21 protein-coding genes are annotated in these 22,644 nt (G+C 66.9%); 7 read left to right on the top strand and 14 right to left on the bottom strand.

The features are described from left to right. Window positions 1-192: 192 nt before the first annotated feature. The 3 genes from D3877_RS17865 to D3877_RS17855 all read left to right on the top strand — a co-directional run bounded on the left by D3877_RS17865 (window position 193) and on the right by D3877_RS17855 (window position 2,706). Window positions 193-1,503, top strand: coding sequence for a branched-chain amino acid ABC transporter permease (locus D3877_RS17865; protein WP_119832041.1), 1,311 nt, complete (start codon window positions 193-195; stop codon window positions 1,501-1,503). Window positions 1,504-1,621: 118 nt separating this feature from the next. Then, the gene (locus D3877_RS17860; protein WP_119832532.1) at window positions 1,622-1,972 is read left to right on the top strand and encodes a zinc ribbon domain-containing protein YjdM; all 351 of its coding nucleotides are present in this window, start codon (window positions 1,622-1,624) and stop codon (window positions 1,970-1,972) included. A 410-nt stretch (window positions 1,973-2,382) separates the two neighbouring features. Next, the gene (locus D3877_RS17855) at window positions 2,383-2,706 is read left to right on the top strand and encodes an EF-hand domain-containing protein (RefSeq protein WP_158599942.1); all 324 of its coding nucleotides are present in this window, start codon (window positions 2,383-2,385) and stop codon (window positions 2,704-2,706) included. 99 nt (window positions 2,707-2,805) lie between these two features. On the opposite strand, the gene D3877_RS17850 is transcribed toward D3877_RS17855, so the two are convergent. From D3877_RS17850 to D3877_RS17835, 4 genes are all read right to left on the bottom strand, one after another. Next, window positions 2,806-3,435, bottom strand: a complete 630-nt coding sequence (locus D3877_RS17850) for an NADPH-dependent FMN reductase (protein WP_199720833.1) — start codon at window positions 3,433-3,435, stop codon at window positions 2,806-2,808. A 36-nt stretch (window positions 3,436-3,471) separates the two neighbouring features. Beyond that, a complete protein-coding gene (gene leuC / locus D3877_RS17845) occupies window positions 3,472-4,878 on the bottom strand; it encodes a 3-isopropylmalate dehydratase large subunit (protein WP_119832040.1) in 1,407 nt (468 codons plus the stop codon). 144 nt (window positions 4,879-5,022) lie between these two features. Continuing rightward, the gene (locus tag D3877_RS17840; RefSeq protein ID WP_119832039.1) at window positions 5,023-6,456 is read right to left on the bottom strand and encodes an FAD-binding oxidoreductase; all 1,434 of its coding nucleotides are present in this window, start codon (window positions 6,454-6,456) and stop codon (window positions 5,023-5,025) included. Between the two features lie 127 nt (window positions 6,457-6,583). Beyond that, complete coding sequence (locus D3877_RS17835; RefSeq protein WP_420796902.1) at window positions 6,584-7,600, bottom strand: L-threonylcarbamoyladenylate synthase; 1,017 nt, start codon at window positions 7,598-7,600, stop codon at window positions 6,584-6,586. Between the two features lie 128 nt (window positions 7,601-7,728). Between D3877_RS17835 and parA the strand changes: the two genes are divergently transcribed. Next, window positions 7,729-8,373, top strand: a complete 645-nt coding sequence (gene parA / locus D3877_RS17830) for a ParA family partition ATPase (RefSeq protein WP_119832037.1) — start codon at window positions 7,729-7,731, stop codon at window positions 8,371-8,373. 10 nt (window positions 8,374-8,383) lie between these two features. Here the strand turns inward: parA and truA are convergent, their stop codons facing one another. The 3 genes from truA to def are packed head-to-tail and all read right to left on the bottom strand — an operon-like array spanning window position 8,384 to window position 10,604. Beyond that, a complete protein-coding gene (truA, locus tag D3877_RS17825) occupies window positions 8,384-9,121 on the bottom strand; it encodes a tRNA pseudouridine(38-40) synthase TruA (protein ID WP_119832036.1) in 738 nt (245 codons plus the stop codon). After that, entirely contained in the window at window positions 9,121-10,068 is a 948-nt protein-coding gene (fmt, locus tag D3877_RS17820) for a methionyl-tRNA formyltransferase (RefSeq protein WP_119832035.1), read from the bottom strand. The genes truA and fmt overlap by 1 nt, the downstream gene beginning before the upstream one ends. Window positions 10,069-10,091: 23 nt before the next feature. Further along, window positions 10,092-10,604: a peptide deformylase gene (gene def, locus D3877_RS17815; protein WP_119832034.1), complete on the bottom strand. Its 513-nt coding sequence runs from the start codon at window positions 10,602-10,604 to the stop codon at window positions 10,092-10,094. Between the two features lie 518 nt (window positions 10,605-11,122). On the opposite strand from def, the gene D3877_RS17810 reads away from it, so the two are divergent. Then, window positions 11,123-11,785 carry a glutathione S-transferase family protein gene (locus tag D3877_RS17810; protein WP_119832033.1) on the top strand — a complete coding sequence of 221 codons (663 nt, stop codon included), beginning with the start codon at window positions 11,123-11,125 and terminating at the stop codon, window positions 11,783-11,785. Window positions 11,786-11,838: 53 nt separating this feature from the next. Here D3877_RS17810 and D3877_RS17805 read toward each other — a convergent pair whose 3' ends face one another. The 3 genes from D3877_RS17805 to D3877_RS17795 all read right to left on the bottom strand — a co-directional run bounded on the left by D3877_RS17805 (window position 11,839) and on the right by D3877_RS17795 (window position 14,265). Beyond that, window positions 11,839-12,915: a transglycosylase SLT domain-containing protein gene (locus D3877_RS17805; RefSeq protein ID WP_238474943.1), complete on the bottom strand. Its 1,077-nt coding sequence runs from the start codon at window positions 12,913-12,915 to the stop codon at window positions 11,839-11,841. An 86-nt stretch (window positions 12,916-13,001) separates the two neighbouring features. Further along, window positions 13,002-13,523, bottom strand: coding sequence for a hypothetical protein (locus D3877_RS17800; protein ID WP_119832032.1), 522 nt, complete (start codon window positions 13,521-13,523; stop codon window positions 13,002-13,004). A 211-nt stretch (window positions 13,524-13,734) separates the two neighbouring features. Then, on the bottom strand, window positions 13,735-14,265 hold the full coding sequence (locus D3877_RS17795) for a hypothetical protein (protein WP_119832031.1): 531 nt from the start codon (window positions 14,263-14,265) through the stop codon (window positions 13,735-13,737). 348 nt (window positions 14,266-14,613) lie between these two features. Between D3877_RS17795 and D3877_RS17790 the strand changes: the two genes are divergently transcribed. Beyond that, window positions 14,614-16,413 (top strand): acyl-CoA dehydrogenase, encoded by a 1,800-nt coding sequence (locus tag D3877_RS17790; protein WP_119832529.1) that lies wholly within the window; start codon window positions 14,614-14,616, stop codon window positions 16,411-16,413. Between the two features lie 44 nt (window positions 16,414-16,457). Here D3877_RS17790 and D3877_RS17785 read toward each other — a convergent pair whose 3' ends face one another. The 3 genes from D3877_RS17785 to D3877_RS17775 all read right to left on the bottom strand — a co-directional run bounded on the left by D3877_RS17785 (window position 16,458) and on the right by D3877_RS17775 (window position 18,860). Next, window positions 16,458-17,201, bottom strand: a complete 744-nt coding sequence (locus D3877_RS17785) for a glycosyltransferase family 2 protein (RefSeq protein ID WP_119832030.1) — start codon at window positions 17,199-17,201, stop codon at window positions 16,458-16,460. Between the two features lie 367 nt (window positions 17,202-17,568). Then, on the bottom strand, window positions 17,569-18,435 hold the full coding sequence (locus D3877_RS17780) for an IS3 family transposase (protein ID WP_119828929.1): 867 nt from the start codon (window positions 18,433-18,435) through the stop codon (window positions 17,569-17,571). Continuing rightward, entirely contained in the window at window positions 18,432-18,860 is a 429-nt protein-coding gene (locus D3877_RS17775; protein ID WP_119828928.1) for a helix-turn-helix domain-containing protein, read from the bottom strand. Before D3877_RS17775 ends, D3877_RS17780 begins: the two co-directional genes overlap by 4 nt. A 493-nt stretch (window positions 18,861-19,353) precedes the next feature. Here D3877_RS17775 and D3877_RS17770 point away from each other — a divergent pair, with 493 nt between their 5' ends. Continuing rightward, window positions 19,354-21,315, top strand: a complete 1,962-nt coding sequence (locus D3877_RS17770; RefSeq protein WP_147395225.1) for a tetratricopeptide repeat protein — start codon at window positions 19,354-19,356, stop codon at window positions 21,313-21,315. Here the strand turns inward: D3877_RS17770 and D3877_RS17765 are convergent. Then, window positions 21,306-22,616 (bottom strand): hydroxyacid-oxoacid transhydrogenase, encoded by a 1,311-nt coding sequence (locus tag D3877_RS17765; protein ID WP_119832028.1) that lies wholly within the window; start codon window positions 22,614-22,616, stop codon window positions 21,306-21,308. The two genes, D3877_RS17770 and D3877_RS17765, sit on opposite strands and share 10 nt — an antisense overlap. Window positions 22,617-22,644 lie beyond the last annotated feature (28 nt).

Raw genomic sequence — 22,644 nt, 5'->3', positions numbered from 1 at the left:
ACCCCTCTCCCGCGAGGGGAGAGGGGCTTGTTCAGCCTTTAGCGGCTCAAACGATTGCCCTGCGTCGCTTGTTTGGGCGCCGGGAAACGTCGCAGGACGGTTTCCCGGTTCCATCCAAGCGGCGCAACCCGGCGCATGACAGTCGGACGGATTGTCGGTAGGCTCAAGCCATCGTCACCATCAGGCCGCTCCGTGCTCCGCCATCTTCTGCTGTTGCTTGCCTGTCTGCCGCTGTTGGCCGGGTGCGGCGTTGACGCCGACCAGGAATTGTTGTGCCGGAAGCTGATCCCGGCCTTTGAAGACGAGTCCTTCACCGGCGTGTCCTCGCGGATGCTGGCCGATGACCCGCGCGCCATCCGGCTGGATTACCAATCCGCCGGGGAGTCCCACTGGATCACCTGCCGATTCGCCGGAAGCTCGACCGAGGCCGGGCGCACCCAACTGGCCGCCGTCGCCACCGACCGCACCGGCTGGCTGTCCGGCATCCGTTACGCCATGCTGGAGCAGTGGATCCGCATCAAGCCGCCGCGCAACGACGCCGCCCCGGCGGCCAGCTTCGTGCGCGGCGTCGAAACGCTGTGGACGCCGTTCCTGTTCCTGCTGCAACAGATCATCAACGCGGCGACGGTGGCCTGCGTCTATGGGCTGCTGGCGCTGGGCTACACGCTGGTTTACGCCATCATCGGCCAGATCAATCTGGCGATGGGCGAATTGACCATGCTGGGCGCGATGATGACGGCGATGGCCGCCGCCGGTCTTGGCATGGCCGGGTTGGCGACCTGGCCGCCCGCCCTGCTGGGGGTGCTGGTTCTGGCGATGGGCTTCACCGCCGTCCAGGGCTGGGCGATGGACCGGCTGGTCTTCCGGCGGCTGCGCGGCGTGCGCTCCCACACCCCGCTCATCATCGCGGTCGGGCTGTCGGTGGCCTATCAGGAGGGGATGCGGCTGCTGCACGGCGCGCGCGACTGGTGGCCGACTCCGGCGCTGGCCGACCGCCATGATTTGGTCGGCGACGGCGCCTTCACGGTGACGGCGCTCTCCTCGCAACTGGCGATCCTTGGCCTGACCGCCGGTCTGTACGCGCTGCTGTGGGGCGTCATCCAGAAAACCGCCTATGGCCGGGCGCACCGCGCCTGCACCGACGATCTGGCGGCGGCGGAGCTGGTCGGGGTGGACGTCAACCGCACCATCGCCGTCACCTTCGCCATCGGCGGCGGGCTGGCGGCGGCGGCGGGATCGGTCATCGCCTTTTATTACGGCGGCGTCAGCTTTTTCACCGGCTCGCTGATCGGCTTCAAGGCGCTGGCGGCGGCGGTGGTCGGCGGCATCGGATCGGTGCCCGGCGCGATGCTGGGCGGGGCGTTGCTGGGCTTGGTCGAGACCTTTTGGTCGGCCTATTTCGTCATCGCCTACAAGGACATCGTGGCCTTCGGGTTGCTGACGCTGTTCCTGATCTACCGCCCGCAAGGGCTGCTGGGCCAACCGCGCGGGCGCGGCGACTGAGCGCAGGGAACCAAGCGGCGGCGCAATACCCCCACGCGAAAGCTTGTCTTTCCTATTGCCCGGCCGCTGCATTAGGGTGCCGCTCCCCAGCGACAAGGCCAGCGAGAAGGAACCCGCGATGTCCGACGATTTGAAATGCCCCCAGTGCAATTCCGAACATGTCTATCAGGACGGCAGCCTGTGGATCTGCCCGGAATGCGCCCATGAATGGAACCCGGACGCGGCGGCCAGCGCCCCCGCCGCCGATGGTTCGGAGATCCGCGACGCCAACGGCAATGTGCTGGCCGACGGCGACAGCGTGACCGTCATCAAGGATCTGAAAGTCAAGGGATCGTCGCTGGTCATCAAGGGCGGCACCAAGGTCAAGAGCATCCGCCTGACCGACGGCGCCAACGGCCACAACATTTCCTGCAAGATCGACGGCGTCGGCGCCATGGATTTGAAGTCCGAGTTCGTCAAGAAAGCCTGACACCCGATTCGGATTGATCGTTCTTTTGTCGATCATCCATGGTCGTCCCCGCTTCCGGCGGGGATGACAGCCTTTGTTCCTGAAGACATCAGAGGACGACCGACTCGCGGCACGGTGTGTTTCACCCGCAAACAGCAGATTTACTGCACCATTTTCAACGACATCAATGAAAAACCCAAAATACCCAGCGACAAAAAACCGCACGGATAAAGGATATAGGCAATATTTGATCCATCCAATCAAGGGCACGCGCAGAGTTTAGTCTCTAAAATATCTTCTATCCTATCTAGCCTGCACTATGCCAGTTACCAATGGTTACAGAAACCTTCTTTGCAGACATGCTACCGTTACAGGGTGGGTGTTCAATGTCCGTGAGAGGGCAGACCATCCGCTCTCAACTGGAGGCAACCATGAAAACGATGCTGATGGCGGCTGTGGCCGCCGCTCTTCTGATGTCCGGCAGCGCCGCGTTTGCGCAGCAAGGTCAGGGGCAAGGTCAGGGGCAAGGCCCTGGATCCGGCAAGGGCGCCGCTCAACACGCGGCCATGATGAAGGCGATGGACACCGATGGCGACGGCAGCGTGTCGCTCGACGAATTCCTGAACGCGCCGCGCGGCAATTCCAAGCAGTCGGCGGACACGATCAAACAGCGCCGAACAGCCCATTTCAAGCAACTTGACCGCAACGGCGATGGCGTCTTGTCGCTCGACGAATTGCCGACGAAGCGGCGTTGAATTCAGCCCATCGGTCATCACAAAAGCCGGATGCGCATGTCCTTCGCGTCCGGCTTTTCGATGCTGGCGAACCGTCTCAAGAAGCGCAGGCGCCAAAACTCATCCCGTCCCGCGCGCGGCCACCGCAACGCCCATGGCCAGCAGGGCGCCCCGCAACGCCGCGACGCTCTCCGCGCTGGTCAAAATCACCGCCGCCTCGTCCGGTGTTTTTCCCATCAGGGGAATGGTGACGCTGGCCTCCTCGACCAGCCGGGCCGACATCACCGTCAGCACCTCCGCCAACGCCGCCCGCGCGTAAGCCGAACGCGGCGAGGCGTGCAGCAGCGCCGTCGGCTTGTCCACCAACTCGCCACTCGCCACCACCCAATCCAACGCGTTCTTCAAGGCGCCCGGCACGCCATGGGCGTATTCCGGGCAGGCGATCACCACCGCGTCCGCCGCGACCAACGCCGCGCGAAACGCCCGCACCGTCGGCAAGGCCGGCTCGCCGTCGCCGCCGTCGTCATCCGGGTTGAACAGCGGCAGACCGCCGACGCCGCGCCCGTCCAGCCCGGCAAAGACCGTAACGGTCACGCCGTCCGGCGCAACCGCCGCCGCCGCCCGCAACAGCGCGCTGTTGGTGGACGCGGCGCGCAAACTGCCGGAAATCGCCAGCACCCGCATGATCGGCTCCTTGCCCCAAGCGCCAAACAGAAAACGGGCGGGAATGTCGCCATCCCCGCCCGCCATCACAACCCAAGCGTCGCCGAAACGACCGAACCCGGCTTACGCCAGATCGCGGACGTCGGACAGATGGCCCGTCACCGCCGCCGCCACGGCCATGCCGGGGCTGACGAGGTGGGTGCGGCCGCCACGGCCCTGACGGCCTTCAAAGTTGCGGTTGGAGGTGGACGCGCTGCGCTCGCCCGGGGCCAGACGGTCGGGGTTCATCGCCAGACACATCGAGCAACCCGGCTCGCGCCACTCGAAACCGGCCTCGACGAAGATCTTGTCCAGACCCTCTTCCTCGGCCTGCTCCTTGACCAGACCCGAGCCGGGGACGACCAGGGCGCGCACGCCCTCGGCGACCTTGCGGCCCTTGGCCAGATCGGCGGCGGCGCGCAGATCTTCAATGCGGCCGTTGGTGCAGGAACCGATGAACACCGTGTCGACCTTGACGCTGGACAGCGGCTGGCCGGGGGTCAGGCCCATATAGGCCAGCGAACGTTCGACGGCGGCGCGCTTGCCCTCGTCGGCGATGTCCGCCGGGTTCGGCACGGTCGCGGTGATCGGCAGCACGTCTTCCGGGCTGGTGCCCCAGGTGACTTGCGGGGCGATGTCGGCGGCGTTCAGCACGATGGTGGCGTCATAGACCGCGCCCTCGTCCGATGGCAGCGTCTTCCAATAGGCGACGGCCTGCTCGAACGCGCCCGCCTTCGGGGCCAGCGCCCGGCCCTGGACGTAGGCGTAGGTCTTTTCGTCCGGGGCGATCAGACCGGCGCGCGCGCCGCCTTCGATCGCCATGTTGCAGACGGTCATGCGACCTTCCATCGACAAATCGCGGATCGCCTGACCCGCGAATTCGATGACGTAGCCGGTGCCGCCCGCCGTGCCGATCGTGCCGATGATGGCCAGCACGATGTCCTTGGCGGTGACGCCGGGGTTCAACGAGCCGTCAACCCGGACCAACATGTTCTTGGCCGGCTTTTGCAACAAAGTCTGGGTGGCGAGCACATGCTCGACCTCCGACGTGCCGATACCGAAGGCCAGCGCGCCGAAGGCGCCGTGCGTGGCCGTGTGGCTGTCGCCGCAGACGATGGTGGCGCCGGGCAGCGTGAAGCCCTGTTCCGGCCCGACGATGTGGACGATGCCCTGGCGGACGTCGTCCATCGGGAAATAGCGAATGCCGAAATCGCGGGCGTTCTTGTCCAGCGTTTCGACCTGGATCCGGCTTTCTTCCTCGACGATGCCCTTGGAGCGGTCGGTCGTGGGGACGTTGTGATCGGGAACCGCGAGAGTGGCCATCGGGCTGCGCACCGGGCGACCGGCCACGCGCAGCCCCTCGAACGCCTGCGGGCTGGTGACTTCATGCACCAGATGGCGGTCGATGTAGAGGATGCAGGTGCCGTCATCCTGGCGATGCACGATGTGGCTGTCCCAAATCTTGTCGAACAGAGTGCGCGGCTTGGACATCGGAAAAACTCTCTCTCGCGGTACGAACAGGCGCGGAACCATGGAAGGCCGCACAATAGCGTTGTGTCGCGGCGGGGACAAGCGCGGCCAAACGTCTTTCGCCGCAAGCCTGTCCCCCGCAATATTGTGACCCGGCGCGCCCGCTCAGGGCAGCATCTTGCCGGGGTTCAGCAGTCCGTTCGGGTCGAGCGTCGCCTTGACCGCGCGCAGCAGGTCGAACTCGACCGGCCCCTTGATCGTCGGCATCTCGTCCTTCTTGAAACGCCCGACGCCATGTTCGGCGGAGATGGAGCCGTCGAGCGCGAAGATCACCGCGTTCACCACATGGCAAATCTCGTCCCAGCGGGCCAGATAGGCGGCGCTGTCGGCCCCTTCGGGCTGGCTGAGGTTGAAGTGGATGTTGCCGTCGCCGACATGGCCGAAGGGCGTCGGGCGGATGCCGGGGCAAGCCTTGGCGACGGCGGCCTCGGCCAGGTCGATGAACTCGGCGACGCGCGACACCGGGACCGACACGTCGTTCTTGATCGAGCCGCCCTCGAACTTCTGCGCCTCGACGATGGCCTCGCGGATGAACCAAAGCTGTTTGGCCTGGGTTTCCGATTGGGCCAGCGTCGCGTCGGTCGCCAATTCGGCCTCGAACGCCTCGCCCAGCGCGGTTTCGACCGTCTCCTGGAAGGCGTCGGACTGGGTGCCCGCCGTCAGTTCGGTGATGACGTACCAGGGTGACGGATCGGACAGCGGGTCGATGGTCCCGGCCACATGCTTCAACGCGAAATCCAGGCAACGGCGGGACATCAGCTCGAACGCCGACACGGCGTCGCCCGACGCGGCGCGCAGACGGGCCAGCAGCTCCACGGCGGCGGCGGGGCTGGGCACGGCGACGAAGGCGGTGATCGACTGGCGCGGGCGCGGGAACAGCTTCAGCACGGCGGCGGTGACGATGCCCAGCGTGCCTTCGGCGCCGATGAACAGGTTTTTCAGGTCATAGCCGGTGTTGTTCTTGCGCAGACGGCGCAGACCATCCCACACCCGGCCATCGGCCAACACGACCTCCAGCCCCAGCACCAGATCGCGGGTGTTGCCATAGCGCAGGACGTTGATGCCGCCCGCGTTGGTCGAAATCAACCCGCCCATCTGCGCCGTGCCTTCCGCGCCCAGGCTGAGCGGGAACAGCCGGTCCACCTCGGCGGCGGCGTTCTGCACGCTGGTCAGGACCACCCCGGCCTCGACCGTCATCGTGTAGTTCAGGGGGTCGATCTCGCGGACGCGGTTCATCCGCGACAGGCTCAGCACGATCTCGCGCCCCTCCTCATAGGGGATGGAGCCGCCGACCAGACTGGTGTTGCCGCCCTGCGGCACGATGGGGATCCCGGCGTCGGCGCAAATCCTGACGACGGCGGCGACCTCTTCGGTGTTGGCCGGACGGACCACCGCCGGGCTATTGCCCTTGAAGCGCCCGCGCCACTCCGCAAGATAGGGGGCCATGTCCGACGCCTCGGTCAGGATGCCGGTCGGGCCAACGACGGCGCGAATCTGGTCCAGGGCGTTCTGAAGAGCGGCGGCGGAAATGCTGGTCATGGTGCGGGGTCCGGCGATGGTGAGGGGCCTAAGCAGAATTCGGAAAACCTGCTTAGTAGCGCTTCCCTTCTACAATCTCCCGCCCGCCATTTCCATCGACGATGGACGTGAATCAGGAGCGCGGCCCCTATGAACGCGGAGCCGCCGCACGGCGCAGGCGGTCGTTGATCGCCACGCCCAGCCCTTCGTCGGGGATCGCCATCACGGCGATGCGGGGGGCGCCGCTCTGGTCGAGTTGACGCAAGTGGCTGAACAGGTTGGCCGCCGCCTCGTTCAGGTCGCCTTGCGGGCTGAGATTCAGACGGGCGGTTCCGCCAAAGACGAAGCGGTCGGGGCCGAAGGTCAACAGCGCCTCGCCCTCCTCCGCCGATTTGGCGTTCAGCCGCACCGCCGCGTTGGGGGCGTAGTGGCTTTCCAACTGGCCCGGCGCTTTCGGCGCGGTCGGGTCGCCCGCCGACATCCGAACCGGGCCGATCAGCCGTTCCATCTCCTCGGGCAGCACCGCGCCGGGGCGCAGGACCACCGGCTCCGGCCCGGTCAGGTCGATGACGGTGGATTCCAGCCCGACCGCGCATTTTCCTCCGGTCACGACGGCGTCCACCCGGTCGCCCAGGCTTTCCAGCACATGATGCGGCGTCGTCGGGCTGACCGCGCCGGAACGGTTGGCGCTGGGCGCGGCGATGGGCCGCCCCGCCGCCCGCAGCAGGGCTTGCGCCACCGGATGGCCGGGCACGCGGATCGCCACGCTGTCCAGACCGGCGCTGACCAGCAGCGACAGCGCCGAATTGGCCGGGCGCGGCAGCACCATGGTCAGCGGGCCGGGCCAGAACTGGTGCGCCAACTCCAACGCGCGCTCGTCAAACAGCGCCCAGGATTGCGCCGCCGCCAGATCGGGGAGATGGGCGATCAGCGGGTTGAATTGCGGGCGGCCCTTGGCGGCGAAGATCGCGGCGACGGCGCGGTCGTCGGTGGCGTCGCCGCCCAACCCGTAAACCGTCTCGGTCGGGAAGGCGACCAGCTTGCCCGCGCGCAGCAGTTCGCCCGCGCGGGCGATTCCGGTCGGCGTGGTCGGCAGCAGCGCCGGGCGCTTGTCAGCGACGGGAACGGCGGCGGGTTCGGGCGTGGGGGGGGCTTGGTCGGTCACGGGGGTCTTTGTAGCGGGTGGCGGCGCTGTGTCAATTCGCACGGGTTGCGCCCGCGTCATGGCAGGGCTATGACGGAAGCAGCGTTGGCGCGACGACACAACAATCAACAACAATGATGGGTGCGGGCATGACGGGCAAGGTCTTCACCGTGGCGCAGCAAAAGGGTGGCGCCGGCAAGACCACGCTGGCCGCCCATCTCGCCATCGCTTGGGCGCAGTTGGGCCATTCGGTGGCCACCGTGGACATCGACCCGCAGGGCAGCCTGACCCGCTGGCACGCCGTGCGGACGGAGGCGACCGGCGGCAAGCCCGGCTTCACCCATGTGCAGATCAACGGCTGGCGCACCCAGGCCGAGGTTGAGAAGCTGGCCCGCAGCCACGACATCGTGGTGATCGACAGCCCCCCGCACGCCCAGACGGAGGCGCGGATCGCCGTGCGCGCCGCCACCCTGGTCATCGCCCCGGTGCAGCCCAGCCCGATGGATCTGTGGGCGGTCCACCCGACCATCGAATTGGCGACCCAGGAAAAGCGCCGCCTGCTGCTGGTGCTGAACCGCGTGCCGCCGCGCGCCAAAATCGCCGACGAGCTGATCGCCAAGGTCCATGAACTGGCGAACCCGCCCGCCGTCCAACTGGCCGAGGCCCAAATCGGCAACCGCACCGCCTACGCCGGAACCCTGATGAGCGGCTTTTCGGTGACGGAAGCCGCCCGCAAGTCGCAGGCCTCGGTGGAAATGCAGGCGCTGGCCGAAGAGATTTTGCGGCGGGCGTGACGCCGTCCGCTCAGTAACGCGCCGCGACGAAATACAGCCCATCCGGCGGGCAGGTCGGCCCGGCCTTGCTGCGGTCGCGGGCCTCCAGCGCGGCGCGCAAATCGGCGGCGGTCCATTTGCCCGCCCCGACCAGCTCCAGCGTGCCGACCATGTTGCGCACCTGATGGTGCAGGAAGGACCGGGCGGCGGCGTGGATGCGCAGCTCCTCGCCCACCCGTTCGACGTCCAGGCGGTCCAGCGTCTTCAACGGCGATTTGGCTTGGCACAGCGCGGCGCGGAAGCTGGTGAAGTCGTGCGCGCCGACCAGAACCTGCGCCGCCTCGTGCATCGCCTCGGCGTTCAGCGGGCGGGTGACGTGCCAGGCGCGGCCCGCGTCCAGCGCCAGCGGCGCGCGCCGGTTGACGATGCGGTAGACGTAGGACCGCCCGATGGAGGTCAGGCGGGCGTGGAACCGCTCGTCCACCGCCTCGACCTCCCGCACCGCGATGGGGGCGGGTTTCAGGTGGAAGTTCAGCGCGTCGCGCAGCTTCAGCCCGGTGAAGGGCTTTTCCAAATCAAAATGGCAGACCTGCCCCAGCGCGTGGACGCCCGCGTCGGTGCGGCCCGAGCCATGGACGCGCACCGTCTCGCCGGACAGACGGAACACCGCCTCTTCCAGATTCTGCTGCACCGAAGGGCCGTTGTCCTGCCGTTGCCAGCCGACGAAGGGCCGACCGTCATACTCGACGGTCAGTTTCCACCGCTGCATCAGGGGGCGCCAATCACAGAGCCGACCGGCAGGGCGAAACCGCGCAGGAAGGCCGCGCCATCGACCGGAGCCTTGCCGGGCCGCTGCACGCGGGTCAAGCGCACCGCGCCATCGGCGCAAGCCACCGTAAGACGGTCGTCCAGAAGCGTTCCCGGCAGCAACGTTTCGGGCGCGCCCGTGGCCGCGCCGCCCGGCTCCGCCGCCAGAACCTTGATGCGCTCCGCCCCGATGTCGAACCAGCAGCCGGGCCAGGGGGTCAGCGCGCGGACCTGCCGCTCGACGAAGGCGGCGGGTTGGCTCCAGTCGAGCCGCCCGTCCTCGCGCGTCAGCTTGGCGGCGTAGGTCACGCCCTCCTCGGGTTGCGGCTGCGCGGTCAGGCTGCCGTCGGCCAGACCGGCCAGCGCCGGAACGATCATCCGCGCGCCCAGCGCCGCCAAATCATCGTGCAGGCCGCTGGCCGTCGTCGCGGGCGTGATCGCCACCGCCTCTTTCGACAGCATCGCCCCGGTGTCCAGCCCGACGTCCATCTGCATGATGGTGATGCCGGTTTCCGCGTCGCCCGCCAAAATCGCGCGCTGGATCGGCGCCGCCCCGCGCCAGCGCGGCAGCAAGGAGCCATGGACGTTGACGCAACCCAGACGCGGCGCGTCGAGGATCGCTTGCGGCAGGATCAAGCCATAGGCGGCGACCACCGCCGCGTCGGCGTTCAACCCGGCGAACTCGGCCTGCGCCTCGGCGTTGCGCAGGCTTTTGGGCGTGCGAACGGGGACGCCCTTTTCTTCGGCGAAGCGGTGGACGGGGGATTTCTGCACCTGGTGCCCCCGCCCGGCGGGGCGCGGCGGCTGGCTGTAGACGCAGACGATCTCATGCCCCGCCGCGATCAACGCGGCCAGACTGGGCACGGCGAAATCGGGCGTGCCCATGAAAACGAGACGAAGCTGGGTCATCGGGACATCGCGCGCCAGGACGATCAGGCGCTCGCCTTCTGCTGCTTCTGCACCTTGCGCAGGATCATGTTGCGCTTGAGCAGCGACAGGTGATCGACGAACAGCACGCCGTTCAAATGGTCGATCTCATGCTGAAGGCAGGTCGCCAGCATGCCGTCCGCGTCAAGCTCCCGCCGGGTGTTGGTCTCGTCGAGGTAGCGGACGCGCACCGCCACCGGGCGGATGACGTCGGCGTATTGTTCGGGCACCGACAGGCACCCTTCCTCGCACGGGCCTTTGTCCTCCGACGACCAGATGATTTCCGGGTTGGCGAGGCGGATCGGGTTGCGCGGCTGGTCCTTTTCATGGACGTCGACGACGATGATCCGCTCCAGCACGCCGACCTGCGGCGCGGCCAGCCCAATGCCGTTGGCGGCGTACATGGTTTCCACCATGTCGTTCATGAACGCGGCGACGCGCGCGTCCACGGCGGCGACGGGCTTCGCCTTCTGCTTCAGGACCGGGTGAGGGGCGACGAGGATCGGAAGGACGGCCATGGGTGCTCGACAGGGAAGAAAGGGGGAAATGGCGACCAGCGCCCGCGACAAACCATCAAATTAAGTGCAGCGCATCACTGGGTCAAGGAATCGCCCGCGCGCAAACACGCAGGCCCGCCTTGCGGCGGCGCCGCAAAGATCGCCTCGCCCATCGCCTGATTGCATATTTTCGCTTATGATTTTCCCGCCGGACGGGAACATCGCCGTTCCGGCGCACTGGAAGGAGGTGACGCGTTTGAGAAAGTTCCTGAAATGGTTCGACCGTTTCTGGTTCAAGGTGAAGATCGAGTTGGAAGCCGGCTTCAACAAGGACCAGGATAGGTAAGAACCGAAGGGCGGGGTCGGGAAACCGGCCTCGCCTGTTCAGGGAACCGAAGGCGCGTCACCTCCTTGCCACGCAGGATAGCACGGACGTTCGGAACTTCAAGGACGACCCGGTCCACGGGAATCTGATCCGTCGGCAAGGCGCATGGTGGTATAAACCATCATCCCATTCCGATTGAGGCGAGCGTCCCATCATGATCGTGCTGCACGGTTCCGCCGGTTCTCCCTATGTCGCCCGCGTGCGGATGCAGGGCTACGCCAAGGGCATCGACATCGCGCTGCGCCCGGCCGCGCTCGGCACCCCGGAATTTCAGGCGATGAATCCCATCGGCAAGATGCCGGTGCTGGAGCACAACGGCTTTATCCTGCCAGAAAGCCTGATCATCTGCGAGTATCTCGAAGACCTGCACCCCACCCCGTCGATGCTGGGCGTCACCCCGCAGGAACGCGCGCTGGCCCGGCTGATTCCGCGCACGGTGGATCTCTATTGCGCCAGCCTGTTCAGCCTGCTGCGCGCCGCCTCCGATTCCAGCTTCAAAATCGACGAGCCGACCGAACGCGCCAATCTGGAGAAGGGCTTGAACGCGCTGGAGCATTTTCTCCAACCCACGGGCTACGCCGCGCGGGCGGAACTGTCGTTGGCCGATTGCGTGCTGGTTCCGTGGCTCTATTACGGCAACAAGCTGGCGGCCTTTGGCGACGACACGCTGTCGCGCTTCGCCAAACTGTCCCGTTACATTGAGATGGTGGCCGACGATCCCATCGCCCAACAGGTGTGGGCGGAGATGGACGAGGCGTTCCGCGCCTTCATGACCAAATGGAAGGCCGATCAAGAAGCCGCCGCCAAAAAGGACTGACCAGACGCTTTTGACCCGGCAGAAACAGCGCCGAAACCGGCAAAAGCTGCCCGTCAGGCCGCGACCTTGACCGTCGCGGCGGACGCGGCGGCGGCGGCGGACGCCGACGTCACGGTGTTGACCAGCCCGCCCGGCGTCGATTCCGACCCGACGACGCGGCCCAGCCCCAGACCAAGTCCGACGCTGACCCCGGCGTCGGCGGCCTGATCGGTGCGCACCGGCTCGTCGCGCATGCGGCGGTGTTCCTTGTCGCGCGGGCGGGTCTGCTTGCCGTTGGCGCTGTCCACCTCGTCGGGGGTTTCCAGCGCGTTCAGCGCCAACACCTGATAGATCGACAGCGGCGTGCCGTTCAGCGCCTTGCTGGGCATCATCGGCACCTGGGTGGTGAAGCCGTCGGTCATGTCCTGCTTGCGCACCGCGTCGGTCGCGGCCTGCGCCGGGGCGAATTTGGCGACCGGATTTTCCGAGAATTTCGAGGCGAAGCGGTCGTAAATCTCCTTCAACGTCTTGCCCTTGCCCGTTTCCTTGTCGGTGAAGACGTTCTTGTTGGCCGCCGCCGCCTCTGGGAACAGATCGCGGGCGGAGCGGTTGGGGTTCTCCTGCATGGCGTTGAGGAATTTGGAGGCGCCGCCCGCGCCCAGGAAATGCGCCATGTAGAGTTCGGTCGAGCCGATGTTGCCGTTCACCGTCTCTTCCAGATAATCCTTGTTGTCCTTGGTGAAGGCCGCCGCCATCAGGGCCGAGGTGTTGGGATCCTTGCGCAAATCCAGGATCTCCTGCTTCGTCGCCGGATCGGCGACGTAAGCGCGTCCGTCGCTGCGGGTCTGGATGGCGTTGGCGTATTTGCCCAAACCATACTCCGCGCCATGCTCCTTCATCGTCTGCAACCATGTGCTGTCGATGAACTGGTACAGCCCGGTCGCCGAGGAGGAGGAGGACTTCACGTCCGTGCGATAGCCGCTCTCCACGGCAGCTTTTTCCATCAGATAGGAAAAATCGACCCCCGTCTTGGCGCTGGCGTTGCGCACAGCCGCCTCCACAGTCGCCGGGCCGCGCGGGGCGTTGGCCGCCTGAGCGGCTTGAGCGGCGGCGGCGTTGCTGGACAGGCCAAGGGCGGAAGCGTAGGTCATCGGGCGATCCTCTCTCGCGGTCGATGAAGTCAATGCAGGGAGCGTGCCAGTTTCCCGCCCGCGCCCCCGCAAAACCTCGCTTGCGGTTACGGCCGCGTCAGGAATGGAGATGCCTCCGCTCGCCACAGGCTGTCGGTCGTCAGCCCGAGCGGATTGAGCGCGCTGTGCGGCGAGAGGCTCGGCGTGAAGAGATTATGACCATCCTGAGAGACCAGCCACACCGGGGAGGTGGCCCCCGGACCAGGCGAACAGGCCAGACAATACTGCTCGCCATTCGCGACCGGCGCCGGAAACCACACCGTCCCGCCGTTCGGCGTGGGGGAAGCGACCAATGTGACCTGTTGGGTCGCCGGGTCGCCGTTCAGGAGGCGTGCCGTCAGGTTCCCGTCGAGGACAATCAGATAAACCCCGGCCAGGGTCTGACCATTGTAGGTCACGGATTGGCTCGCATCGGCGACCTGCCAGGACGCCGCAACCGCCATGGGGGAGGCGGACGCCGACATGATCAGCGCGCCATTGGTCGGATCGGCGGCCAGACACGACCCCCTCTCCGATTTCAGAAGGATGAACCCGCCCGGTTGAAACGGGTTTGGCGGGGTGCTGGTCATGCGCGGACTCTCCTGTGTCGGGGGGAGATCGGCCTTGTTTGAGGAAAAATTTTATTTCTTCTCAGCGCTTGTTTTCCATCAATTGGCCGAAAGAATGCTTCCCCAACACTACACACGAGAAAATGTTAAAGTTTCACGCACGCGACCAGCTTCCCCGCATACGGGGAGCGCGCCTGTTTCCCGCCCGCTCCCCGCACGCAAGCGCTCCGGCTTACAGGGACGCGCCGAACGTCACCGGAACCGGCTGCCACCAGCTGTCCGTGACCCCGGACCCCTGGTTGCAGATGCTGTAAAGCGACAGGTTCGGGCCGGGGCCGGGGTTGTTGTTGTTGGTCAGCCACACCGACGTGGTGGCCGCCGGGCCGGGCGCGCAGGCCAGGCAATAGCCGCCCATCACGGTGGGAACCGGGAACCAGACCGAGGGCGTGCTGGACGACGGGGCGGCGGCGAGGGTGACGTGGGTGGTCGTCGCGTCGCCGTTCAGGAAGCGCGCGCCGGTGTTGGTGGACAGCGAAATCAGATAAATCCCGGCCAGGGTCTGGCCGTTGTAGCTCGTGGTCTGCCCGGCGTCGGCCACCTGCCAATAGGCGCCGTTCGCCGCGCCCGCCGTGGAGGTCGCCATGGTCAGGGCGCCGGTCGCCGGTTGAGCGACCAGGATCGAGGACAGGTTCGACCCCGCCGTCAAGGATTGGAGAAGGATTTGCGAACCCGGCACGAACCCGGTGGTCACAGAGCTGGTCATGTCCGATTTCTCCTGACGAAACTGTGGGATGCGCGTTTCCGATCACGCCTTTTGCGGGAAAATCCCACGGCGCTCTCGGTAGAAATTAGCGTCGCCTTTGCAATTTCAGTTCGTCAAATGATTGTTTTAATCAATTATAATTATACATACGCAGGCGTTCCGCCGAGGGGCGGGTTTGGCGCGCCGCGCGGCTTGCCGCCGGGCGATCCCCGGCATAGCTTTCGCCTCAGCCGTGACCAGACGCCGCGTCAACAGGGCCTCTCGCCAAACGCCATGCGATGCTGTATGTTGACGTATACGTCAATCAATCAACGCTACCAAATCAACACCCTGGGAGGCCGCGCCGCCATGAGTTCCTACACCGCTCCGGTCGATGATCTGCGCTTTGTCCTGAACCATGTGGTCGGGCTGGACGCCATCGCCGCTCTGCCGCATTGCGAATCGGCGGCCCCCGATCTGGTGGACGCGATTTTGGAAGAGGCCGGGAAATTCTCCTCCGGCGTGCTGGCCCCGTTGAACCGGGTGGGCGACAAGGAAGGCTCGCGCCTGGAAAACGGCGTCGTCCGCACCCCCACCGGCTGGAAGGAGGCCTACAGCCAGTTCGCCGAGGCCGGGTGGAACAGCCTGCCGTTCGAGCCGGAATATGGCGGCCAGGGCCTGCCCTGGACCGTCGCCTTCGCGGTGAACGAGATGTGGCAGTCGTCCAACCTGTCCTTTGGCCTGTGCCCGCTGCTGAATCAGGGCGCCGTCGATCTGCTGACCGAACACGCCAGCGCCGAGCAAAAGGCGCTCTACCTGCCCAAGATGATTTCGGGCGAGTGGACCGGCACGATGAATTTGACGGAGCCACAAGCCGGATCCGACCTCGCCGCCGTCCGCACCCGCGCGGTTCGGGCCGACGATGGGACCTACCGCGTCACCGGCCAGAAGATCTTCATCACCTATGGCGAGCATGACCTGACGGACAACATCATCCATCTTGTGCTGGCCCGCCTGCCCGACGCCCCCGCCGGGATCAAGGGCATCAGCCTGTTCATCGTGCCGAAATTCCTGCCCAACGCCGATGGAACCCCGGGCGCGCGCAACGACCTGCGCTGCGCCAGCCTGGAGCACAAGCTGGGCATCATGGCCAGCCCGACCGCCGTCATGGCCTATGGCGACGAGGATGGGGCCGTCGGCTTCCTGGTCGGCCAGGAAAATCGCGGCATCGAATACATGTTCACCATGATGAACAACGCCCGTTTGGGCGTCGGCATCCAGGGCGTGGCGGTGGCCGAACGCGCCTATCAGCAGGCCCGCGATTACGCCAAGGCGCGGGTGCAGAGCAAGGATCTGGCCGACGCCAAGGGATCGGCGGTCTCGATCATCAAGCATCCCGACGTCCGCCGCATGCTGCTGGACATGCGCGCCAAAACCGAGGCGGCGCGCGCGCTGGCGCTCTACGCCGGAACCCAGCTCGACACCGCCCGCCACCACCCGGACGAGGCCGCGCGCGCGGCGGCGACGGCGCGGGTGGACGTGCTGACCCCCATCGTCAAGGCGTGGTCCACCGACATCGGTTGCGACGTGGCGTCCACCGGCGTGCAGATCCATGGCGGCATGGGCTTCATCGAGGAAACCGGCGCCGCCCAGCATTACCGCGACGCCCGCATCACCCCGATTTACGAGGGCACCAACGGCATCCACGCCAACGATCTGGCCTTCCGCAAGACCGGGCGCGACAAGGGCGCCTCGGCCAAGGCCCTCATCGCCGAGATGCGGGCGACGGCGGACTCCCTGGCCTCGGTCCCCGGCGACGACGTGGCCGTGATCCGGGCGGAGCTGTCGGCGGGTCTCGACGCGCTGGACGCGGCGGTCGAATGGATCGTCGCCACCCAGGCCGAAGGCGACCTGCGCGGCGCCGCCGCCGGTGCGGTGGCCTATCTGAAGCTGTGGGGCAACGTGGCGGGCGGCTGGATGCTGGCCCGCTCGGCGGTCGCCGCGCTGGACGGCCTGCGCGCCCCCGGCGCCAACGCCCCCTTCCTGGAAACCAAGCTGATCGTCGCGCGTTTCTACGCCGAACAGATCCTGGCCCCGTCCCCCGCCCTGCTGCCCACCATCCGCAGCGCCCGCAACACCGTGATGGCGCTGAGCGAAGACCAGTTCTGACCACCCCAAACCCCTCTCCTTCCCTCGGGAGGAGAGGGGTTGCGTCAGGGCGCTGGCCGCAAAAGGGAAGCCAGCCGTTGGTTGAACGCGGCGGTCACAGCGTCGGGCGGCATGTCCCCTGGCGTCAGAGCGGCCTCCGAACAGGGCGCTTGGAACTTTGCCCATTGCCGATCAAACGAATTTCCCGGACGCCAGACATAGACCGCCGTCTCATTGCCCACATACCAACCGACCAGAATCTTGTCGGCCAAACGGCGGTAAAAGGTGTCCTCGAAATTGCGCAAAGGGGGAAAGCCGCCGATGCGCGCGTGGGCGGCGCGGCGGATCGCGAAGGGACCGATGGCGGCGGCGGAGATCGCCGGGATCCAGCTTGGGTCGATGGGGCGGCTTGTGGTGAAGCGGGTGCAGACGAAATCAATGTCCGGCCGCTGACCGAAGGCTCCGGCGCACACCGCCAGATGAGACGGCAGATATTGATCGTCGGCGTCCAGAAAGCACAGGATGTCTCCCGTCGCCTGTGCCGCCCCGGTGTTGCGGGCGCAGCCAGCCCCCTGGTTTTCCGTGTGATGAAGGACACGAATCGGCAGGTCGGGCGCGTCGTGGGCCACCGCGATGGCCACGCTGTCGTCGGTGGAGCGATCATCGACGACGATCACGTCGCAGGCGCCGACAGCCCGCTTGTCGCAGGCAAAACGAACCGCCTCGCGGATGCTGGCCAGAGTGTCGCCGATGGTGTCGGCGGCGTTGTAGGCGGGCACGACGATGGTGAAGGAAAGCGACGCGGTCATGAAGGCTGCACTCTCGGTCCTGTTTGACAGATGCGTTGTTCCACACCCGAACACCGGCGCCGCGAACGAACGCCGTCCGGTCGGATTATAGAACCCGCCGACATCACCTCCAACGGCGATTTCAGAGCGCCGCGCGATCCGCTTGAAGACATTGAATTTCCAGGATAAATTTTCGCAGAGACGCCGCCATTCGTGCTTTCCGGCGTCGCGGCGCGGCGTGGTCGAGCGCCCTCGGCGGCGCGGTGGCGTCCACCGGGGAGAGGGGACGGGCGCGGGGCGAATGGAACGTTTGAAACGCTGTGAAACAGTTTTCGGGGCGCTGGACCGCCCCCCATCTTTGAGACGTCGATAAAATGTTCCGGCATGGTCATGCCACCAGGGCCGGGCGGCCGCCCGGCCCTGGTGGCGGCGATTTTTCCTCGAACTCGACCGGCGGGCTGTAAGCGAGGGCCGAGTGGAGACGTTGTCGATTGTACGCCTCGTCGATGAAACGGTCGATGCAAGCGCGCGCTTGGGCGATGTCGGCGTAGCTGCGGCCATCGACTTCTTCGGTCTTGAGCGTCTTCATGAAGCTTTCAGCCATGGCGTTGTCGTAAGGGCAGCCCACGCGGCTCATGCTTGGCTGGACGCCGTGGGCCTCCAGACGCTCGATGTAGGCCCGGCAGGCGTACTGGACGCCACGATCGGAGTGGTGAACCATCGGTCCCGTTCCCCGCGCGGCCAAGGCGCCGTCCAGCGCCTCCAGCGCCAGTTCCGCGCGCAGATGGTCGGCCAACGCCCAACCGATCACCCGGCGGGACCAGGCGTCCAGCACCACCGCCAGATAGGCGAACTCCCCGCCCAGCCGGACATAGGTGATGTCGGCCACCCACAGCTGGTTCGGCCCGCTCAACGCCAGGCGGCGCGCCAGGTTGGGCCAAACCGGAAAGTCATGACGGCTGTCCGTCGTCGTCGGCGCGAACGCCGCCCGCCGCAGGCTCAGCAGATTGTCCTCCCGCATCAGCCTCAGCACCCGCTTGTGGTTCGCCAGCCGCCCCTCACGGCGCAGCAGCGCCGTGATCCGCCGATAACCGTAATGCCGATGCGCCAACGCCAAGCGCTGGATCGCGTCGCGCAGGTCCGTATCCTCCGCCCTCGGAGCGCGCTCCCGCCAATGCCGGTAGAAACCGGCCCGGCTCACCTGGGCCAAGCCGCACATCCGCTCCACCGAAAGCCTGCCTTGCCGCTGCGTCATCGCCTGGATGGCGGCGTAGACGCCCTCTCGCCAGCCGCGTTCATCGACCGGCGCGACTCCTCGACCCGCTGCAAGGCTTCGCTGAAAAAATCCAATTCCAGTTGTTGACGCGCGACCGTCCGCTCAAGCGCCGACACCCAGGCGCGCGCCTCCGGCCCAAGCTGAGCCAAAGCAGCTTCCGACGGCGCGCCGGGAGCAGGAACCTCCGGCGCCGTTCCCTCAACCGCCCCTGACCGCCGATAGCCACGCTGACGACCGGGAGCGCGCTCCAACCCAGCCTCCCCATCGCGAGCAAAAGACGCCCGCCAGCGGTAAATTTGCGAACGGAACACACCACTTTCTCGTTCGAGGTCCGTCACCCGCTCGCCAGCCTCAAGCCGACGAACCAGAGAAACCTTGAACTCAACACTTCGCTTCTCTCCCATCCGTCCTCTCCCAAAGAGAGCCGGAACACTTTAGCAGAGTCTCAAAATTGGGGGGCATTCCAGCGCTGTTCACCTGTTCCATCCGTTCAACCGCGCCCGTCGCGGCGCGGCGGACGGAAACGGTGAACAGGGCGGGAAAGCGGTCGTTGGCGAGCATGGGGAACTCCGGGCAAACATAGGGTATAATTCCTATATCGTCCGCACGTCCCGAGCAACGATCCGCCAAAAAACCAAGCGTCCCCCGCCCCGTCCCACACGCCGTTTCCCCTCTCCCGCAAGCGGGAGAGGGTGGCGCGCAGCGCCGGGTGAGGGGGTCGCAAGAATAAACCCCCGCCCCCGACCACCCCGTCACCCTTCCCATGCGGTCGCATGGGCCCCTTCCCTCTCCCGAAACGGGAGAGGGAACCCGGCGGGCGTGAAACACGCGACGCTTGTTGTTCCATCCATCCACATGGCACGATGCGCGCAGCCACAGCCGGAAACGCGCGTCGCCATGCCCGATATGATGTCCACTCTCGCCGAAACAATCTGGGCGTGGCTCAACACAGAGCAATATGCGGGGGCGCTGTCTGCGCTTCTCGCCATCCCACCGCTCGCGGCGGGCATGGTCGGCTGGGTTTGGCGGCGCAAAACCAAAGCGGACACGCCGCTCCCCGGCGGAAACAACGTCAGCGTCGGCAATGGCGGCGTTGGCGCGGGCGGGTCGATGACCGGCAACAGCATCACGACGAACAACGGCCCGACCCCCGAACAGATCGCCGCCATTTTCGCCGGGGTCCGCGACCTGTCCCCAGCCTCGGAGGCGCAAGCCGCCGCCGCGCTGTACGGCACGCGGAGCCAGGCGGCGCTGTCGTCCTTCTTCGCCATCCTGCGCGAACAGGAGGTTCCCCCCGAACAACTCGGGGCCAAGCTGGCCGAGATCGCCCTGCGCCACCGCGAGGCGTTGGAGCGTCTGGAGGCCCTGCGACTCGATTCGCCGGACGACCCGCAACGCCTGTCCGACGCCCGCGCCGCCATCGAACAGGGCGAATACGACCGCGCCGACCAGCTCCTCGCCACCATCGAAGAGGAGCAAGCCGCCGCCCACGCCAAGGCGCAAGCCAACGCCGACGCCCTCGCCCGCCGCCAAGCCGCCACCCGCGCCGAACGCGGACAGTTGAGCGAACTGCGCTTCGACCACTTAGCCGCCGCCGACCATTTCCTCGCCGCCGCCAATTTGCTGCCCGCCGGGGATACCGAGGCGCGCGGCCACTATCTCACCGATTCCGCCGACGCCCTGCGGCATCACGGCGAGGAGCGGGGCGACAACGACGCCCTGCGCCGCGCCATCGCCCGCTACCGCGAGGCGCTGCCGCCGCAAGACCGCCACCCCGCCCTGTGGAGCCGCATCCAAAACAATCTCGGAATCGCCCTCCAGACGCTCGGGGAGCGCGAGAGCGGAACCGGGCGGCTGACCGAGGCCGTCGAAGCCTTCCAAAACGCCTTGCGCGAACGCACCCAAGAGCGCGCCCCCCTCGATTGGGCCATGACACAAAACAATCTCGGAAACGCCCTCTGGAGGCTCGGGGAGCGCGAGAGCGGAACCGGGCGGCTGACCGAGGCCGTCGAGGCCTTCCAAAACGCCTTGCGCGAACGCACCCAAGAGCGCGCCCCCCTCGATTGGGCCATGACACAAAACAATCTCGGAAACGCCCTCCGGGCGCTCGGGGAGCGCGAGAGCGGAACCGGGCGGTTGACCGAGGCCGTCGAGGCCTACCGAAACGCCTTGCGCGAACACACCCAAGAGCGCGTCCCCCTCGATTGGGCTAGGACGCAAAACAATCTCGGAAACGCCCTCGCAACGCTCGGGGAGCGCGAGAGCGGAACCGGGCGGCTGACCGAGGCCATCGACGCCTACCAAAACGCCTTGCGCGAATACACCCAAGAGCGCGTCCCCCTCGATTGGGCCATGACGCAAAACAATCTCGGAAGCGCCCTCGCAAGGCTCGGGGCGCGCGAGAGCGGAACCGGGCGGCTGACCGAGGCCGTTGATGCCTACCGAAACGCCTTGCGCGAACACACCCAAGAGCGCGTCCCCCTCGCTTGGGCCGCGACGCAAAACAATCTCGGAACCGCTCTCGCAAGGCTCGGGGAGCGCGAGAGCGGAACCGGGTGGCTGACGGAGGCCGTAGATGCCTACCGAAGCGCCCTGCGCGAACGCACCCAAGGGCGCGTCCCTCTCGATTGGGCGATGACACAGAGCAACATGGGCAACGCGCTGCGGCGGTTGGCGGAGCGAAACCGCGATGTAGGCATCGCCAAACAGGCCGTCGCCGCGCAGGACGCGGCGTTGGCCATGTTCCGCGCGGCGGGAGCCGACTACTACATCAAAGGCACAACCAAAAACCTCGCCAACGCCCGCGCCACCCTCGCCAAACTGGAAGGCGACGCGGATGACTCACCCCCTCACCAATAACGCATCGCATCCCGGTACAACCCCCGCAGATCCTCGTCGGACACCGGGCGGGGGGCGATGGTCAGCAGGCGTTGTTGGGCGGACGCGCCCGTCACCAGACCGGGAATGTCGGCCTCGCCATAGCCCAGCGCCGACAGGCCATTCGGCAGGCCGGTGGCGCGCATCATGGCGATCAGGCGGGTGGCGAGCAGCTCGCCGCCATCCTCTGGGCTGGCCCCGCGCGTGTCGGCCCCCAGGGCGTCCGCCGCGCGGAGATGGGCGGCGGGGGCGGCGGGGCCGGTGAAGCGGAAGGCGGCGGGGGCGTTCAGAACCACCGAGACGCCGTGCGGCACCATCGGGTCCACCGCCTCGTAGCCCGTGGCGGTGAAGCTGTGATTCATCCCGGCCACCGAATAGGACATGGCGTGCGGGATGTGAACGCCCGCGTTGCCGAAGGCCAGACCGGCCAGCGTCGCCGCGAACATCAGGGCGTCGCGGGCTTCCGAATCGGCGGGGTCGTTGACGGCGCGCTCCAGCCATTGGCCGCCCAGCCGGATCGCCTGAAGGCTGCCGATGTCCGACCAGGGATTCGCCCCCTGATAGGGCGGGCGCAGGGTGGAGTTCTCCGGCCGGGGACGGGTGCGGTAGGGCCGCGCCGTGTGGCTTTCAATCGCGTGGGTCAGCACGTCGAATCCGGTGGCGGCGATGGCGCCGGGGGGCAGGCTGTCGATGGTGCGCGGATCGACCACCGCCAGCGTCGGGCGCAAATGGCGGGAGGAAATGCCGGTCTTCACCTGTTTTTCCACATGGTCGAAGATGGCGACGCCGGTGGTTTCGCTGCCGGTGCCGCAGGTGGTCGGGCAGGCGATGTGCGGCTTGACCGGGCCGGGGACCGGGCGGCCCTCCCCCAACGGCTTGTTGACGTAGGCCAGGAACTCCGCCGGGTAGGTGGCGTAAAGGTTGGCCGCCTTGGCGGTGTCGATCACCGACCCGCCGCCGATGGAGACGTAACCGTCGAAATCGCCGTCGGCGGCGAAGGCGGCGGCCTCCAGAAAGGACGCGCTGGTCGGCTCCACCCGACAGGCGTCGAACACCACCACGTCCAGCCCGGCGGCCTTCAACGAGGCCAGACCCGCCGCGAAGGGGGCGGTCGCCGCCACGCGCGGGTCGGTGAACAGCGCCACCCGCTGCATGCCCAGCGCCTGGGCGTCGCCGCCCAGCTCGGCCAGCATGCCGGGGCCGAACTTCATGCGCGCGGCCTCGACGGTGAAGCCGACCTCGCCGTTCGGGTCGATGGGGTAAGCGTCGGGTGCCGGGGCCATCGCGGATGCTCCTGTCTTGCGCCAAGCG

Origin of the sequence: Azospirillum cavernae, from assembly GCF_003590795.1 — a bacterium.
Classification (GTDB): Bacteria; Pseudomonadota; Alphaproteobacteria; order Azospirillales; family Azospirillaceae; genus Azospirillum; species Azospirillum cavernae.
Note: the sequence above shows the minus strand (reverse complement) of the source record. Positions and strands in the feature narration are given on the sequence as shown.